Here is an 18,306-nt window from a genome sequence, read left to right on the forward strand (position 1 = left end):
CCTTGGTCACGCTCAGCTTGCAACTGAACTGTGCGATAGTTCCGTTGATTGTCACACGTCCCATGATAGGGACAATTCCGTTTCTCTCCTTGCTTCCGTTTACATAGAAGACTGTCTTGAATGTACTTCTCATAATTCCTTGCTTTTTGTTCTGTGCAAAATTAAATCATGAGAGTTGCATGGCAAATTCACAACCTGTGCAGAATTGAGAAGTAAAAACCGAAGCCGTTAAAAATGCTTATTAGAGCGTTTCTTTGAGGTAATGACTTGAAAGCGTTTCTACTTCTCAAATCCGCCATTTTCGCATTTCCTCACGAATGCCACAAAAAGCCAACGACTGCCACAACCACTTGAAACTCAAAACAAAAGCTCAAATCTGCTATTTTTTGCTTTTTTAGTCATTCTTTTTCCAAGAAATCAGACTGAGACATTTGAGTGCCTGTCCACATATAAAACAAACAAGCTAATGTTCCTTTTCGTATGTGTTTTGTTTCACACTTTCCATCCTCGATTATATCTAACATTGCAAACTCATTAATGTGAGCTAATATAAATCTGGCTTTTATAACCTTTTCAATTAGTTCATCAGGATTTGTTATATGCTTGAAGACTAGGTATTCAATATCATCCACACATTGCAGCATCTTTATTCGTTCAATGATCAATATACCAAAAGCCTTTTTATATTTCGTAGGCACTTCATGATACAAAGTAGTACTTAAGGTCTTAATATCTAATTTAAAGATTTTCTTGTAAATATCTAACGGCAGTACTTCCTTTGCTTCTTGTATTTGAGCCTGTGTAGGAATAAGTATATCAGGATTAATAGCCGCTTCACATAAAACACACTTTACCTCATCCACTAACTTTATCAGACTATTTTGGCATTGCTCAGGAAACTGTTTCCTCATACATGCCATTTGATCTAAAGTAATAACATACTGATATGCCTCGTTCAAAACATATATTATATCCTTGTATAAAATTGCCACAACAATATATTGTTCACCATACTCCTCACTGGTAAAAATTCCAGGAATATATTCTGAAGATGTCACTGGTGAATAATCAAATAAGCTATGATAGATAGGTGCACCATTAGTATCAAAGCGTTTTTTGTTATGCTTTTGCGTATTGGTAAATTTCTTGTAAAACCTTTCAGCATCCACACCAAAAATTGCAGCTTGATTAAGATAAATACCAAAATGAAGAAATGATTTCTTATCATCACATAGAAAATCAATAAGCCACTTATAACCCACAGTTCTAAGATTAACATAGCTTTTTCGTAACCTCTCCAATATGTCTTTCAAGAATGCTTGCAGTTCTTCAAAATTATCTTTTATGGCTGCTTCTGTAATACAATACAAAAAACGGTCTTCTAATTGCTTATTACGTTCCTCGGATGGTTCCTTGAATATTTCAGGCATAGGACAATCCGTATCGGCAAACATAGGTAATACCGAATAATAATCTTTTCCATAAGATTTCTCTAATACTTCACCTATACATTGAAGTATTTCTTGTTTGGATGTTTTTAAAAAAATCATCTTTTTTATTTTTACCTCTGCCAGCCTTTAGCAAAGTAGTTAATAATTTCCTCCTTTCCAGGCAAAGCCAAGAAAGTTGGTGGCGATAGTTTCGCAAGCTGTTATCCTGTGTTGGCTTACCACCCACCATTCGCCTACAAAATTAACAAAAATATTTCAAAAATAAGACAAACTTACTTATTATTTTTTCAATTTCTGTATATTTTATGCTACATATAAATAAAATGCACCTAAAACCCATATTTAAGTGTATTTAATTTACTATAAACAACTTAGCGAAATATTTTATCATCCATTTCACTATGGATTTCAGATAAGAAAATAAAGGGTTGCAATCCATCTTTCCGATGATTGCAACCCTTTATAGAAGACCTTTTGGTGAAAGTACCGGAAAGCAACTTTACCTATACTTGTTATTTCTAATGATGCAGGAACATTAAAGTTTCTACCTTTATAGTAATGCAACGCCAAACTCTCTGATGGTTTCTTCGCTATCACGTCCTGATATAGCCTTACCTGTTGCTTTCTCTATCCTATCAAGCAGATGCTTAGCCCTATCAATAAAATAGGAATCAAAATCATCAGCAAAAAGATAGTCGTAGTTTACCTTGTGTGAAGTAATGGCAGCTTTTATCATCTCTTGATCCAAGCCTTTATTTGCCATAGTACCGATATAAATGCTTGGTGCATGACCACCAATAGAACGATTAGAGGATGCATAGATAGGCGTCTTGTTGATAACAGAATTCCACTTGATTCGTGGAAGGTTCTGTTTCTCACAATAGGCTTGTGGGAATATATGATGAATATCTGCATCTTCATCTATATAAGAAGCAATATCCATACGGTTGCCTGTCATAAAATCAAGAGGTGAATCCTGAAGAATCAAAGCCATAATTCCCTTATAAGCTGCACTGTTTCGTGTTTGCATAGTCAGCAACCGTGTTGGCTGAATACTTGAACGGTAAACCGTATCAGGTTTCTCGCCACCATTCATCCAACGGAACACACCAAGAATATCAAGTGCAAACCTTGCCTCATTAGCACCACCATACAGTTCGCCCATGACGCCACACCAGTACCATTGTGACAACAGATTCTGATTGGAGCCAAGGTTCAACAACTTGCCATTTTCATTATCATAGGCAAAAATTGCTGCAAGAGGAATGAGTTGAGAGGTATATGGAAGGTCACGAGATCTGTAAATACCTTGGTGAACAAGAAAATTAGCAGCATCGCCAAAACCTTGTACAAGAGCATCGTGATACTTTTCATAGTCCTTCAGTTCAAGTCTAAGTATATCTCTTTTTTTGCAGGTTACAGCTACTCGTTCATCATTACCTGAATCCACACGTTTATAATAAGACACCAGAAGTGTCATTGCAGCAAGGAAGTTGGCACCAGAAATTTCACGTAGCAATTCACAATTAACTTTCTGTGAAAATGAATGTTTTATTTCCTCCCAATCCTTCCGCAGTTCATGACCATCGGCAGCAAATGTAGCCGTTACCAATTCAAAGACTGTAAGAGGTACACCACCAGTATTTACATTCTCGAATATCTGGCATACCGCTTCTTTAGGGGTCTCTTTATCGAGTTGGATTACAGGTATATTATAGGCCAAGATAGGACGTAGTATCTTCTGCGAGAATTCACGGAACAACAGGCTGTAATCACGATCGTTATGATAGTAATCCTCCATGTCATAACGCCAATCATCTGTATCGTTGGCTGAGAAGGTAATATTCAAAGGGAACATCAGATTTTCAAATTCCTTCTCACGAGTAGAGAGATCGAGTGTCACTGTACGACCGATATTAGTAGTCTGTTGTTTCTTGTCAGAAACAGACACGATAGCATCAAGTCTGTCTGCATTCGGATCAAGACACTTTTTTATATCAAGGTAATAGAAACGTTTGATTGTTGCATCACGATTGGTTTCAAGACGAGTGCTTGTTGCCTTCTTGCTTTTCAATACCTGATACAAAGTGGTCAACCTCTGCTGTCCATCCAGCACAAGCCATTCCGGAGTAACGTCATTTTCAGACTCTACTCCTTCAAACTTACGGTACTTAAAGCGAATATGTTCGCCTCCATTAGCCAAAAACATAGCGGCTCCCATAGGAAAGCCTGAGGTTATACTCTCTATAAGTTTGCATATCTTCGTATCATCCCATACCCAACTGCGCTGAAAGTCCGGCAACTGGGCTTTACCTTCTTCAACCATTTTCAAAAGGTCGTCAAGTTTCTTATCATGTGATTCTACTGCCATATTTCAAATTTGTATTCTATATTAAATCATTATAACGGTTTGATCATTTTGTTTATGAATAATATTTCCTTATCAGAGAGTTCGTATTTTACTTTAAGAAAATAATTATCAATATCATCTATAGACTTACTCCAATCTACATCAGACTTATCGGTAAAGTCCTGACATGGGATAAAAGAGAAAGTTGTATCCTTTACATCCTGCGTATACTTTCTTGTAGACATTAAAAATCTAAAGAATTTGGTGCTCATGTATTTCATTACATTTTTGCATATTTCTTCACCATTTTCTGAATTTGTAGGATTGATTACAACAAACGTACCATTACAACAAGTTCCCTCCCCAACCATATTAAATTGAGTGATAACTTTTCCTGGTAATGTACCATCTTCAGCAGCTTTGGATGTAAGTATTTTCTTACAGTCAATCCATTCTGGATGTAATAAGACCTTATCTCTATCTATATAGGATTTTACTAATCCCTTTGTATATAAATATACAGATTTCGGCCCAGCATTTTCTTCTCCCTTAACAGCCGTATTAAACCCAAATGGATTTTGTGAAGAAACAAGTGTATTGAAGAACTTATCTGTCTTTGTTAATACTTTTTCTAATATAGGAATAGCTTGATTATATCTTATGAAAATATCTTCATTTTCATTGAATTTGAGATATCTATAAGACACTTCTCTGGTATCTCCTATACAAGTAGTAACACGGCACTCTGATTCGTTGTTTTTGTCCCACAAAAAATAACTTACACCACCCTTTATTTCAACATCTTTAAAACAGTCTGTCTCATACGGAAAATCAAATAGTGACACAACATGCCTATCTGCCAGGAAATCATGTGGGAATGTTCCTAACAGAATATTACTTATATACCATCTTGCAGGAGTTATAAGCGTAACATATTCTGGACTTATCAAAGTTGCAACCTGAATGAATTTATGAAAAATCGGAGGTTGACGATTTTGATTAGCATGATTACTTGACAAGTTATAAGGAGGGTTTCCTACTATTGCATTAAACTTCATATTTCTATTATTATTTGCTTTCCAAAATTCTTTGCCATTCTTTACATCTTCCACAAAATGCTGTGGATTGTTCTTTAGAGTCTCAATGATGTCTGCATTGTTATTACGTACGTCTGTGTAACACTTTGCATTGACTTTAATATTAGAGAAACCGACAAGTGTGCGATTGGTAATTCTTTCAGCCATCTTGGTTTTACAAACCACAAAGATGTTCTTCTCTATCACTTTTTTCCATACGTCAGCCTTTTCTTCATTAGTCAACTCGGGACCAAAACCTTGTTGGTTTTTACATTGAAGACGATACAACGTATAAGCCATATATAATGGATATAGGCCGGTCTTTGAATTGAGTTCTAGAATATTCGGCGCTGGCGTAAAGAACACACGCTTTGTTACTTCTCTGTCTTCACCCACAAACCGAGGTTCAGACAAGAGATCTTCATCTCCATGTTTCTCTCCAAAGAAGTCATAACCACCCACAGTATCACTCAGGTGCATATTGACTACTCGCCAAGGAGTAAGAACAGTTTCCTTGTCAGGATAGCGGAATTCAGAGATGATGTCTGCTATTCCGTTAACACGTTCATCAACAGGCTTGCCTTCTAAAGCATTGACCTTTTCATAGATAGATTCAGCCCATGCCATGAAGCGTTCGTTCTTTATTATATGGGCAACTTTGATAAAGTCTGCTTTGGTTAATCCTTTAGGCATAAACTCCTCCCACGATTTTTCGTCGATATCCTTGACAAACTTATCAATGGTAAAAGAATCACTCAGTTTGTCTATAGCTCCATAAATGAGCATAGGGAAACGAATGATGATTTTTTCGAGTATCTCATATGCCTGATCGCCCTTAGTCTTATTCTTCTTGCCAATTTTAGGTTCTTTAGGTTCCTTAATTGTCCCCGAAGATGAAGAGCTTGTTGTGGCACCTTCGCCAGTAACTCCTTCGCTGTTAACCTTTACCTTTCCTCTGCCTTTTTTACCAGATGAAGACACAGACATTTTTGCATCTATATTTTTCAACAATTCGAACACATCATTACTAATATTATCTAAATTGTCGAATAGTTTACGAGTATGTCCTCTCATAATCTCTTCCGAATAGGCACGATTGACCTGCTTCATAAAATTACGAGTATCAAAATTGACAGTCTTGCTTCCATCAATGCTAATGAATGAACAAAATCTCAGAAAACGTTCAGTCTCTTGAGCTTTCTTCTGACCAAAATTCTTGCTACCACTACCACGACTTATTTCGGTCAGATAATTATCAATAACCGTCAATGTGCGATCTGGAGCAAAATCGAAAGCATAGCATTCACGCTTTGTCTTTCCCTTGAATGGGGTCTGACAACGGAAGATAGTCTGAAGATAACGAGCAGCCTTCGTCTCGTATGAACCTGACAGCATCAAGACGGCCGTCCATTCTGGTACACTGACACCTGTCGTACATCTGCCACAAGTCAGAGTAATTGTTTTCTCATGAGTTCTGATGGCATTTTGCACTTTAGCCAAAGCTTCAGTTTCCTTCTTTTCACGTGTAGCATTATCTTCGTTTTCACGCTCAATATCACTATCACCCTTGCCAGCAATGTTTACTATTTCATAGGCACGGAAGTAGTTATCCTCCTTATCTTCACGCAATATAGCGCTCAGACAACGAGCCGCATCTACACCAGGAATAGACCACAGAGTATGTTGAAAATAATCACGATACTCGCTTGTTGCAAAAGGATAATTGAGTTCTTTATTCTCACCATCCTTAGTCATCAGTTTGAGAAAAGCACGTACATCATCTTCATGCACGAATTTATCCGTATCAGCGTCAACACGGAAAAACTCAGTAAAGTTGAAATAGTCATTTTCGTCATGACTATAATTTGTCATCACTTCACCAAGATTGTAAGTACATATATTCAAGCGAGCCAATCCCTCGTACGGATTTTTCTCGTCAGGATGCTCCTTGTTCCAACGTTCCTTGGCATCCTGCTCCATGTTGTAATCCCAACGGTAGATTTCCTTCTCTTTGAAAAGCTTAAGAATATTATAAGGTGTACCAGAGAGATACAGACTCTTCATCTGTTTGTTCTTCTGGAACTCTGCAACTACAGCCTTTCCTTGTTCTGTACGAATACCCTCATGAGCCTCGTCGATGATGAGCAAATCCCATTTCTCCTTGAAAAGTTCGTTGTTCTTGTCAAACTTACTTTTCTTGTTTACAGTCTTTGAGCCACGGATATCCTGAATAGATGCAAAATAAATATATTTATAGTCTGGATCATGCTCAGTATATTGTTTCAGCACCTCCAAACCACCTGCAATCTTTTGTCCATCAACAAAAAGTTTGCTCTTTACACGAGTTACATAGTGGAATCCTGGCAACTGCAACAAATTGAAGTCTTTGAACCAACCATCACGAACCGCCGGACGATGGGTAAGTATCAATACACGATTGAAAGGCTTACGCTTGACAACTTCCAAGGCACACAGCGTCTTACCAAAACGCATTTTGGCATCCCACAGCATTTTGGAACCATGCAGAAATTGAGTAAGAGTTTTTGTAACAGCCAACTCCTGTTCTTCTCTCAGTACAATCTCTGTCTTTTTCCCTCTTGCAGATTCTGTTTTCCAATCCTTTCTCTCAAGAAGTGACTGATTATGCTTAACTGCATCAATAGCTTTTATTACCAATTCTGTCGTTACAGGATACCATTCCTTTGGATTGTATTCTAAATTGGCAAATTCAACAGCATGATAACCACTGTTTTCCAAAACATCATGTACATCATGATCATCAAAGCCAAATTCCTCACCATCAGCTTCATAGATAGCAAGTTCGGTATATTCCAATTTATACTCAATAGCTGCGGTACCTGTTTCTTGAGTGATTCTTGCTTTTGCAGCCTTTATCAACAGTTCGCAATCAGGGGTAAGGTCTTGCCACTTTTTAAAATAGTTGATAGTAGCCTTACCCACTTTGAGCATATTGTCATGCCTGCCATCATCTATACTGAACGCATAGATGAGTGTATAGTCGTATGTAGGTTTATGCTTTGCCATATTACTTATTATTGATGAGATCAACAAATCTTATATTTTCACCAGCAGGAGGCTCCTGCTTATGCCATTCCTTTATCAGGCAAAGAGTCTCGTCTGCAAATAGTTCTTGGTTATTTGACATTCTTTGCAGCATAGGAATGCCCTCTACTCCAGGCAATGTTCCTTGAAGTCCATCCATTTGCCAAATGTTCCATGAAATGACTTCAACAGGCTTTTCCAGAGCTTCCTTTAAAGGAAATTTTCCCCACTTATCAACATAGAAATCTATGTAAGTCAACAATAAAGCCTCACGAGCAAGAAGAACATTATCCCCTTGCCAATCAAAGCCATAAACAGATTGCAAGGCTCTGAGAGCCCACCTTCGCCACTCACGTTTATTTAACTTTGTTGGTTCGCTCTTGGTAAATTGATTTATCAACTTGAATTTGCGGTCTAGCAAACCAATTCTGTCTTGAACAGGAATGATTTCACCTGTTGTGACATCATATCTGCTTGCCAGATATGGAGCCTCTCCACATGCCATTTCCAGTCTCTGGAGTTTTACATACTGCTTCCAATCATAATTATCAGGTATATGTATCTGACCTTTTGGAACAGAAGTCCAAGTCTTATCTGCATTTTCTGTATTGAATATCCCTTCTGTCCCGAACCAAGCATCATCAAGCAAATTGTTCTGAGAGTTACATATCCAAGCTGGTGTAAAAACTTCCGCTTTATCTTCGGTTCTTGATTTGCGAAGTTCTTCATTCTTCAAAATACGAGGTTTGATGATGCCGTTGTTTTCACCAGTAACGAGGTTTGGTGTAATTGGTTTATCCTTAGCATATGATTCACCCATATAGGAGTAGTCATCTGTACCCCAGACAAGATATGAAGTAGAACCAGAATAATGAGTTCGGGTTCTATCTACCAACAACGAGTCAAGCAAACCTGAGTAAAGCTTGCTTATCTCATCCTCCGATATATCGATTCTGTTTATATCTATTGAAATTGACTTAGTCATATCTATTCAGTTTATCTTCTTATTTATAGCGAATCGCTTTATAGAATGAGTGCAAAAATACAAATAAATATTGAGAACTCGACGAAAAAAAATAAAAAACATAAAGTATCATCATAAAAAATATTTTTCCGCTTATTTAGTTGCAATATTTTGCAAAAAATGATTCTGCCAATGAGACCAACAAAATAAAGGTTATTACCAACGAAAAAACTAAGGAACCATCAGATACGATAGAGTTATTGAACTCTTATATATAAAAAGGTATAAAGGATTGCAATCCATCTTTCCGATGATTACAACCCTTTATCTTTTATCCATATCTAATGACTATTATCTATAGTCAATATCATAACGTACCATTAATAGAGAAAGGAAACAAGAAATAGATTTCTAATCTCTCAAGCACCCTATCGGCACAACATATACACCGTCCTGCGGACGCTGGTAGGCATATTTACCGACACCGGTCAGCACCATTTTGAAAGATGGGGACTTCATCTTATCGGTATCGATTTTACTTTCCAATGTCACCAGGTTTCTTGCGCCCTCCTCTATGAGCTTGTCGCCACCCAGCTTCACCTCTATCAATCCATACTTACCATTACGAAGATGAACCACAGCATCACACTCCAGACCATTTTTATCACGAAAATGATAAACGGAGCCGCCTAATGCATCGGCATAAACTCTCAAATCACGCACACACAAGGTTTCAAAGAATAAGCCAAACGTACTCAAATCATTGATCAAATCATCCGGTCCCATTCCCAAAGCTGCCGTTGCAATCGAAGGGTCGGTAAAATATCTGGTATCAGAAGTACGTATCGCCGACTTGCTTCTCATATTCGGGTTCCAGGCAGTAGAATCCTCTATCACAAATATCTTCTTCAAAGCCTTGATGTAGGAATAGATGGTATTCTCGCTAACCTCAGTACTCTCATTGTTGGCAATATCTGCCAAAATGGTACCTGCTGTAGCCTGACTTCCCTGATTTCTCGCATACGAACGCATAATCCTCCGTGCTAATTCACTATCACGGTTGACTCCATCTACACGGGACACATCGAATCTGGTTACTGCCTCAAAATACTCAATGGCCTGCTGTAAAGCTGCTTGTTTGCTTTTCTTATCCAAGGCTTTCGGCCAGCCACCCCGACAAGTCAAATATGCCAGATGCTCCAAGTCGATTGGGTTGATTCCTTCTACGAAGTAATCCGTCCTGTCGGTTGCAAACAATTTGGCAAGGCTCACCTCTCCTGTAGAATCTCCTGATTCCCACAAACTCATTGTTCGGAGTTTGAGCCAGGCAAAACGCCCCGTTCCCGTATGAAAGATTTCTGCATAACTAGGTGGCACAGCAGACCCGGTTAGTATGAACTGCCCATCATCATCACGCTTATCCACTTCATTTCTCACGGCATCCCAGAACTTTGGTGCTATTTGCCATTCATCTATCAATCGTGGCGTTTCACCCCGAAGCAACAGTTTGATATTGGTATTGGCCATGGCTATGTTCTGCTCCATGGTTTCTGGATCAGACATAGACAGGATACTTTTAGCCTGTTGGCTGGCTAGAGTAGTCTTACCGCAATACTTAGGACCTTCTATCAAAACAGCTCCCATCGCATCCAGTTTTTCTGCCAATATTTTATCTGCAATTCTTGCTTTATATTCTTTCATAAAATCTCATTTTTAATTTCTGATGCAAAAATAATATATTTTATTGAATATCAAGCAAATAAAACAGTTAAACCTTGTTATTTTCCTATTCTATTGTGGCAGTTGGCGCATTTTTGTTGTGGCAGTTGGCGCATTTTTGTTGTGGCAGTTGGCGCATTTTCGTTGTGGCAGTTGGCGGAATTATTTCTTCTGATACACTCTTACATAATCGATGAGATACTTCATCGGAAGAGCGGAATCATCTATTTCGCCACCATTATCGCCACCCAGGGCCAGATTGAGCAGGAGATACTGCGGCTTCTTGAAAGGCTGCTCGCCATTGCCCAGCTTACCATTCACCGCCTCTGCCTGACTAATCTCGTTGAGAAGTTCATCGTCCAGATAAAGACGGATGCTCTGCTCATCCCAATCCATGCGCCAAACGTGGAACTTATCAGCCCACTGCGCATCACGATCTGTGAAATGGGTGAAAGGGATAGCCCTGCTGTTCCATTTCGCCGTCCAAGGCTTGTCGGTACCCCAGCAGGCATTGGCAAGGATATGAGGCACACCCTGCCTGCGATAATACTCCATCATGTCGATTTCTCCATTCGACGGCCAGTCCATACCGCGACCCAGAAGCCAGATGGCAGGCCAGGATCCGCCAGCCGTAGGAATCTTCGCTCTTACCTCTACCCTGCCATAGAGAAATTCCTTCTTCTCTGCCGTATTCACCGAGGCTGAGGTATAATGAATCTTTTCGATGTTCTCAGGCCATCGGCTGCTGTTCTCCCTGAAACCGGGATTTCTGCGAGACTTCTTCTCCTTGCGTGCCTCGATTACGAGATTGCCATCCTTGCAATAGGCATTGGCTTTCTGATACCATTGCGCCTCGTGGTTGCGCTTGAATCCCTCCTCGTAGTTCCACACCTTGGAATCGAGAAGTCCATCGGTATTGAACTCATCGCTCCATACCAGTTTCCAGTCGTTCTGAGCCATCAGGGCAGATGGAGATAAAGCCATCGCCAACACTCCGAACGCCATTCCCATTTTCTGCTTTACATTCATATTGATTGATTGTTTTGTTGTTAACTTCCAATGATTGTCAGTTTCACGTATAATCATAGATTCAATAATACTGATGATTACTGAATCAATGATGCTTATGATTACCTAAGATGATGCAAAAATACAAAATTACGATAAGAAAGAAGAGTACTTTTCGAGAAATCAGGAGTATCATTCGAGAAATCAAAAGTATTTTTCGAGAAATCAAAAGTTATATTCTACATTCCAATATATTACAAACCCATTACATTCTCATCTTTCACGTTAAATACAATTAAGTTTTGCCCTCGAACTATCGCTATTCCAGATATTTTTCCTAATTTTGCGTCCACGTTTCTAACGGATGAAATGAATATGAAGATTCAACTATAAAATTAGGTATTATATAAAATAGACAAGGAAAAAAGAAAAATGGAACATGTTTTTACTGAATCGATGTTTTTGGTGGGCTTCGTGATATTCATCGCCGCCATCCTCGTATTAGACATGCTAGTCATCGACCGAAAGGCGCACGTGGTTTCCATCAAGGAAGCCGGTTCCTGGACGGCTGTATGGATTATTCTCGCTCTCGCCTTTGCCGTGTTCATCTACTTTCATGGCGACATGGTGCACGGCATAGAGAACTTCGACGACCTGAAGCTGATAGCCTCGCGCTATGCTTCTCATCTCAAACTGGATCCGAACGACTACGAGGCGAGCTTGCAGCAATATCGCCACTACATGACTATCTCTTACATCTCGGGTTATCTGATAGAGAAAACACTCTCGGTGGATAATCTCTTCGTGATGATGATGATCTTCACTTCGTTCGGAGTGGACAAGAAAGATTACCAGCACGTATTGAACTGGGGAATCCTGGGCGCCATCGTGCTTCGCTTCGTCTTCATCTTTGCGGGTGCTGCCCTCATCAGCCGATTCGCCTGGATATTGCTCATATTCGGAGGATTCCTGGTTTACAGCGGCGCCAAGATGTTCCTCAACAGGAACAAGAAGGAAGAGATCAACGCCCTCGACCATCCGGTGGTGAAGTTCATGCAGCGACGCCTGCACCTGGGTCCGCTGGTAATGACGGTGGTGTTCATCGAGTTCTGCGATCTGATTTTCGCTTTCGACAGCATTCCTGCTGTATTCTCGGTTTCGCTCGACCCGTTCGTGGTGTTCTTCTCCAACATCTTCGCTATCCTGGGCTTGCGTGCCCTCTTCTTCCTGCTGGCAGCGATAGCCGATAAGTTCCGCTATCTGAAGGTGGGTGTGAGCGTGCTGCTGGTGTTCATCGGTGTGAAGATGCTCATCCACGATTTCTTCGAGATTGATGCAGTAAGTTCGTTGGTATTCATCATCCTCGTCTTGCTCGTCAGCATCGGAGCTTCGGTGGTGATTCCGCAGAAAAAGGAAGCTTTGGAAAATGCAAAATAAGACTCAGAAACATAAAGTTATCTTTTAGAAAATAAAAAAGTTCTGTCTGCAAATACAATGATGCAAACAGAACTTTTTGTTTTTTAAATTAATCTTCCTAATACCTCCTCAACGGTCTATACTTTATGGTGTAAATCCGGTTGAAATAATCCTTCCATTCATTCGGCTCCTTGTCATCATCCCGAACTATCCGGATGCCATAAAACCTGGTGCCCGTTTCCTTATACTCCTTGAACCACGCCAACATCTGCTGCGGCGGATTCGGAATCAGGAAATCCGTAATCCAAAGCACATCGGCATTCACATAATGCAGACCGTCGTTATCCAGCAAATCAAACATCTGGTTCATCATCTTCTTTGCCGAAGTTCCACCGCCAATAAAAGGCAGATGGGTTGTTGTAGGCTGGCGCCTGATACCACGCCCCGTATGAGCCTGACCATCAGAAGACAAACCAGCAGAATTTTCGGGAGATTCTGAAGTTCCGGGAATTCCGGAAGATTCATGAGCTTCCATAACCGTGATTCCTATTCTCTTCAACCGCTCCGCCTTCCGCTTCGCCATCAGATCGATGGCACGGGTGCTCACGGAGAAATCTATCAGAAAGCAATCCCGCTCCAAATCCTCTGCCGTTTCTTCCAACAGAGAAATCAGCGTAGAAGAAATTCTTTCAGGCGTTCCATACATACTCGCCGAAGTATCCAGACAAACTATCATCGGACCCTTTCGGGAAGCATGGGTAAAGCCGAGTTTTCGGGAAGGCTTCGACATTTCGCTCTTATAACGGAAAGTCTGGAGCCTGCGGGTTCGATACTTATAGATAAAAAGTCCCTCCATATCCTCATCGCTGTATTGCGCCAACTCCAGCGGAAGAAGCGAGTTGAGATCATCGCCCACGGTAATGCCCTCGATGTCGCTTCCTGCGGAATGCTCCATCTTCATCTCCACCCCCGAAGCAATGGTGAGCCTATCTTTTCCATTGGCATCTGCCACACGCCCCATCTTCGCCACAATCTCCTTGATTTCCGGATATTGATCCTGAATCTTCACCTGGTTCAGACGACGTTCAAACTCCGTTTCCGTCCATCCGTTCGTCATCAGTTCCCAGGCTTGCACGGCTCGCTGCTCCGAAACGCCCTTCGTCTTCATATTGCGGGTTATCTGGTCCATCATGCGAACCAGTCCCGTTTCGAAGTTATTCTGACGGAGAGAAATAAAATCCTTCAGCTTGTTCAATACCTGATGGTCGATGCACACCTTCCAGTCTCTAACCAGTCGCTCCCAGTTTTCGGGTTTCGAAGCTCCATCGCCAGCCATCAGTTTCAGGAAGAAAGACTTATCGAATCCATCCTCCTGGTGTTCCTGCTCCAACTGGTCGATGAGCGGAAGCCACACCTGCTCATCCATTCTCTTAAAGGGAGTCCAGTCGAGCACATCATCTGCCCGATGACTTTCGGTCCAGGCACGCTGGCGCTGGAATCGCATGTGATGAACGCATTCCACGATAAACTTTCCCACACAATCATAGAATACCTTGCTCTTGATTTTGCTGTTCACCACCTGGCGCACGAATTTCTGCACTTCTTCACCAGTTTCCGGAATCGTCACTTTCAGGGTAAAGAGATGAATCAGATAATCCTTCAGCGGGTCTTCCTTCAAATTCCAAGGCATGGCTGTGCCTGTCGGATCAGGAATCTTCACCTGCCCCGACTTGCAGAAGTCGTCCAGCATCTTCAGATAATACTGCGCTTCCGCCAAATCCTTGTTATTCTGGTATTTCATCTTATTCGATATTTTTTACCAAATTGGTAAAAAACTTCTTATATATTATAGGAAGACTAAGCCTTCTCTTTCTCCATCAGATATTCTGCGAAGATTCTTGCAGCACTCTCCACTTTGGCAGCGCAAGGACGAGACTTGTAGTATTCTGCCGTTCTTGCCGAAGCCACATAGCTGGATTGCGCCTTATCATGGCCCTTCAAGCCCAGAATCTCGGCACAGATGATGCTGCCGTTCTGCTCCTTCGATTTGGCTAGCAAATCCTGCACCACCTTATAGCAAGCCGACTTACCCTCGCGGTCATCCCCCTCAGTCTGTCCGCAATCCAAACCAACGAGCACCACAATGCCCGAAACAGCTCCGCACATCATTCTCATTCTGCCAACTCCACCACCGAAGCCGGCACCAATGCGCTTTGCCATCTCATCATCAAGACCATATAAATCGGCAAAAGCAGCCACCACCGACTGGCAACAGCCATAGCCCTGCATAAAGTTCTCCACCGCCTGGTGAACACGCGCCTCCAATTCTGGAGTCAATTTTTTCTGTTCGTTCATAATGTTTTGAATCTTCTGTATATAATTAATGTATAAGTAATAGAAGGCGAATAAAACTCATAGAGTTTCATCGTATTATACCTCATAGAACTTCATCGTATTATGCCTCGTAAAGTTTCATCGTATCCTGTCGGGTAAACGCCAACTCCTTATAGAAATCACGAAGATAGACCGAAATTTCTGTCTTATCATCCGAAGACACGAAGAGATTCTCGCCCAACTGCCTTTCCAGCGAAGTCAAGCCATCCGAAAGGGTTTCGATTTCACCCTCGTAATCTCTGCCATCATCAGGATTTCTGCGAACACGATGATACTTAATATCTTCGGCAAGCGCATTCTTCATCTCCACGAGTTTTTCTGCGAAAGGAGAAAAGAGTGCACGGATTACGATGCTTCGAATAGCGTCACGCTCCTCAGGTTCCTGCCACAGACAATGATAAATAGGAAGCAGATCACAAATATCCACCTCTTCTCTATCCTGCATAAAGGCAGAAGTGCGAAGCAAACGGACGATATTCTTCCATCGGCGGTCGCTCACGTAGATGTTTCTACGCTCAGCAGCCTCATCCACATTCACCGCTCTCAGAGATTTACGGATGGCGGAAATTGCATCAAGCACCTCCTCCTTCACGCCAATCTTACAGATTTTCTCCGCCCATTCCGCATACTCCTCAGCAGTAATCTTCAAATCAGAAAAATCTGTGGAATCTGTGAAATCTGTGGGACTAGAAAAATCCGTGGAATCAGATTTCCCCTTAGAACCAGAAAAATCTGTGGAATCTGTGAAATCTGTGGGACCTAAGAAATCCGTGGGAGCCTCCAGCAGCATCGCCCGGAAATTCTTCTCCAGCTTAATTGGTCTACTCTCTATTCTGATGACGAATCGGTCCCAAAGCGCCTCCAGTCCTTCTCCCTTTGCAGGAAGTTCATTACTAGCAGCCACAAGAAGTTTCAGAGGAAGATGCATCTCGCGATTACCGTTTCTGAAGATTTTCTCATTAATCACCGTGAGGAGCGTGTTCTGGATAGCAGGTCCCGCCTTCCAGATTTCATCCAGGAAAACCACATCGGCAGTAGGCAGATATCCCTCCACCGCACGCTCGTAAGTATCCGATGTCTTCAGTTTCTGAATACTCACCGGACCGAAGATTTCATCTGGCGTAGAGAATCGCGACATCAGATACTCGAAACTCCGGGCATCCTTGAATGCCGTCTTCAACTGTCGTGCCACCATACTCTTTGCCACTCCCGGAGGGCCTAAAAGAATAACGCTCTCGCCTGCCAGAGCGGCAAGAAGCGAGAGCGAAATTTCAGTATTTTTTTCATAAATGCCCCGGTTCATCTCCTGGAGCAAAAGTTTGAATCTTTCCAGCATGTAATTACTTTACGTTGCCCACCTTAATCAAATACTCAGCAATCTGAACTGCATTCAAGGCAGCACCCTTACGAATCTGGTCACCAGTCAACCACAATGTGTTACCATTGTCATCAGCCAAATCCTTGCGGATACGACCTACATATACATCGTCCTTACCGGCACTCTCCAATGGCATTGGATAAACGTAGTTCTGGGCATCATCCTTTACAGTTACGCCAGGAGCAGCCTCCAAAGCCTTGCGGATGTCCTCTACTGCCAATGGCTTCTCTGTCTCGAACCATACACTCTCTGAGTGAGAACGGAGTGAAGAAACGCGAACGCAGGTAGCACTGGTGCGAACATCAGAGTGCATGATCTTGCGGGTCTCGTTAAACATCTTCATCTCCTCCTTGGTGTAATCGTTAGGAGTCATCTTGTCAATCTGTGGGATGACATTATATGCCAACTGATGAGGGAACTTATTGATATGCTCAGTCTTACCAGTCTCGATGATATCCTTATACTGCTGCTCAAGTTCAGCCATGGCAGCAGCACCAGCACCCGAAGCACTCTGATAAGAAGAGATATGGATCTTCTTGATATGGCTTAAATCATCGATAGGCTTCAACACTACTACCATCATGATGGTGGTACAGTTAGGGTTGGCGATGATGTTGCGAGGGCGGTTCAAGGCATCCTCAGCATTTACCTCAGGCACAACCAGAGGCACGTCGTCGCACATACGGAATGCGCTAGAGTTATCAATCATCACGGCACCATACTTGGTGATAGTCTCGGCAAACTCCTCAGAAGTGCCGCCACCAGCAGATGTGAAAGCAATATCGACATCTTTAAAGTCATCGTTATGCTGCAAAAGTTTGACCTCATAGTCCTTTCCCTTGAAGTTGTATTTTCGTCCGGCAGAACGCTCAGAACCAAACAACACCAAATCATCCATAGGGAAATTTCTCTCGGCAAGGATACGCAAAAATTCCTGTCCTACTGCGCCACTTGCACCAACAATTGCTACTTTCATAATCGAATCTTTTAATTTATAAAGTTGTTATAAGTGAATCTATATATGAGAAAGATGCTCCTTTCCAGCCGGATGTTTCTCCATCTTTAATTGCCGAAACAGCTTATCTTCTCAAATCCGCTGCAAAGTTAAGACTTTTTTTACAATAACAAGCATAAATTCCTAAAAATTATTGCTTTTTGATGCATTTTTATCATTTTTGCTTACTTTTCTGCATAAAGCTACCCTAAAACTGAAATTAGATAGCAACAGTTGTCATTCAGGAATGAACTGTAAGTAAAAGGGTAAAAGGAAAAAACAGCTAAAAGAATCTGCGCCATCTGCGAATTGAAAATCGGCGGCCGAAGGGAAAGCCAAATCTGCGTGACACAAATAAACAATCAGCATAAAAAAGCAATCAGCGTGAGAAAACAAAATCCGCATGAAAACAAAAAAGCCCCGACTACTTTCGTAATCGAGGCTTCTGATGAAAGAAGGCGGCTACCTACTCTCCCGCATTGCATTGCAGTAC

11 protein-coding genes and 1 pseudogene are annotated in these 18,306 nt (G+C 41.4%); 1 reads left to right on the top strand and 11 read right to left on the bottom strand.

Annotation, left to right across the window (positions count from 1 at the left end):
- The 7 genes and pseudogenes from F7D73_RS08200 to F7D73_RS08230 all read right to left on the bottom strand — a co-directional run.
- Positions 1 to 133: pseudogene (locus F7D73_RS08200) on the bottom strand (site-specific integrase); the annotation flags it as partial.
- 265 nt (positions 134 to 398) lie between these two features.
- Positions 399 to 1,550: a hypothetical protein gene (locus tag F7D73_RS08205; RefSeq protein WP_153123769.1), complete on the bottom strand. Its 1,152-nt coding sequence runs from the start codon at positions 1,548 to 1,550 to the stop codon at positions 399 to 401.
- Positions 1,551 to 2,001: 451 nt separating this feature from the next.
- Positions 2,002 to 3,822, bottom strand: a complete 1,821-nt coding sequence (locus F7D73_RS08210; RefSeq protein ID WP_153123770.1) for a GmrSD restriction endonuclease domain-containing protein — start codon at positions 3,820 to 3,822, stop codon at positions 2,002 to 2,004.
- Between the two features lie 29 nt (positions 3,823 to 3,851).
- Positions 3,852 to 7,922 (bottom strand): Eco57I restriction-modification methylase domain-containing protein, encoded by a 4,071-nt coding sequence (locus F7D73_RS08215; protein ID WP_153123771.1) that lies wholly within the window; start codon positions 7,920 to 7,922, stop codon positions 3,852 to 3,854.
- 1 nt (position 7,923) lies between these two features.
- On the bottom strand, positions 7,924 to 8,925 hold the full coding sequence (locus F7D73_RS08220) for a restriction endonuclease subunit M (RefSeq protein ID WP_153123773.1): 1,002 nt from the start codon (positions 8,923 to 8,925) through the stop codon (positions 7,924 to 7,926).
- Between the two features lie 390 nt (positions 8,926 to 9,315).
- Positions 9,316 to 10,605 (bottom strand): ATP-binding protein, encoded by a 1,290-nt coding sequence (locus F7D73_RS08225; RefSeq protein ID WP_153123775.1) that lies wholly within the window; start codon positions 10,603 to 10,605, stop codon positions 9,316 to 9,318.
- A gap of 180 nt (positions 10,606 to 10,785) precedes the next feature.
- Positions 10,786 to 11,628 (bottom strand): glycoside hydrolase family 16 protein, encoded by an 843-nt coding sequence (locus F7D73_RS08230; RefSeq protein ID WP_437182306.1) that lies wholly within the window; start codon positions 11,626 to 11,628, stop codon positions 10,786 to 10,788.
- 435 nt (positions 11,629 to 12,063) lie between these two features.
- Here F7D73_RS08230 and F7D73_RS08235 point away from each other — a divergent pair, with 435 nt between their 5' ends.
- Entirely contained in the window at positions 12,064 to 13,068 is a 1,005-nt protein-coding gene (locus tag F7D73_RS08235; RefSeq protein ID WP_153123779.1) for a TerC family protein, read from the top strand.
- 97 nt (positions 13,069 to 13,165) lie between these two features.
- Here F7D73_RS08235 and F7D73_RS08240 read toward each other — a convergent pair whose 3' ends face one another.
- From F7D73_RS08240 to F7D73_RS08255, 4 genes are all read right to left on the bottom strand, one after another.
- Positions 13,166 to 14,848: a kinase gene (locus F7D73_RS08240; RefSeq protein WP_153123781.1), complete on the bottom strand. Its 1,683-nt coding sequence runs from the start codon at positions 14,846 to 14,848 to the stop codon at positions 13,166 to 13,168.
- A gap of 56 nt (positions 14,849 to 14,904) precedes the next feature.
- Positions 14,905 to 15,372, bottom strand: coding sequence for a C-GCAxxG-C-C family protein (locus tag F7D73_RS08245; protein ID WP_194256876.1), 468 nt, complete (start codon positions 15,370 to 15,372; stop codon positions 14,905 to 14,907).
- 130 nt (positions 15,373 to 15,502) lie between these two features.
- Positions 15,503 to 16,777 (bottom strand): AAA family ATPase, encoded by a 1,275-nt coding sequence (locus F7D73_RS08250; RefSeq protein ID WP_153123785.1) that lies wholly within the window; start codon positions 16,775 to 16,777, stop codon positions 15,503 to 15,505.
- Between the two features lie 4 nt (positions 16,778 to 16,781).
- Entirely contained in the window at positions 16,782 to 17,795 is a 1,014-nt protein-coding gene (locus F7D73_RS08255; protein ID WP_089544301.1) for an aspartate-semialdehyde dehydrogenase, read from the bottom strand.
- Between the last annotated feature and the right edge of the window lie 511 nt (positions 17,796 to 18,306).

Origin of the sequence: Segatella copri (genome assembly GCF_009494395.1) — a bacterium.
In the GTDB taxonomy this organism is placed as follows: domain Bacteria; phylum Bacteroidota; class Bacteroidia; order Bacteroidales; family Bacteroidaceae; genus Prevotella.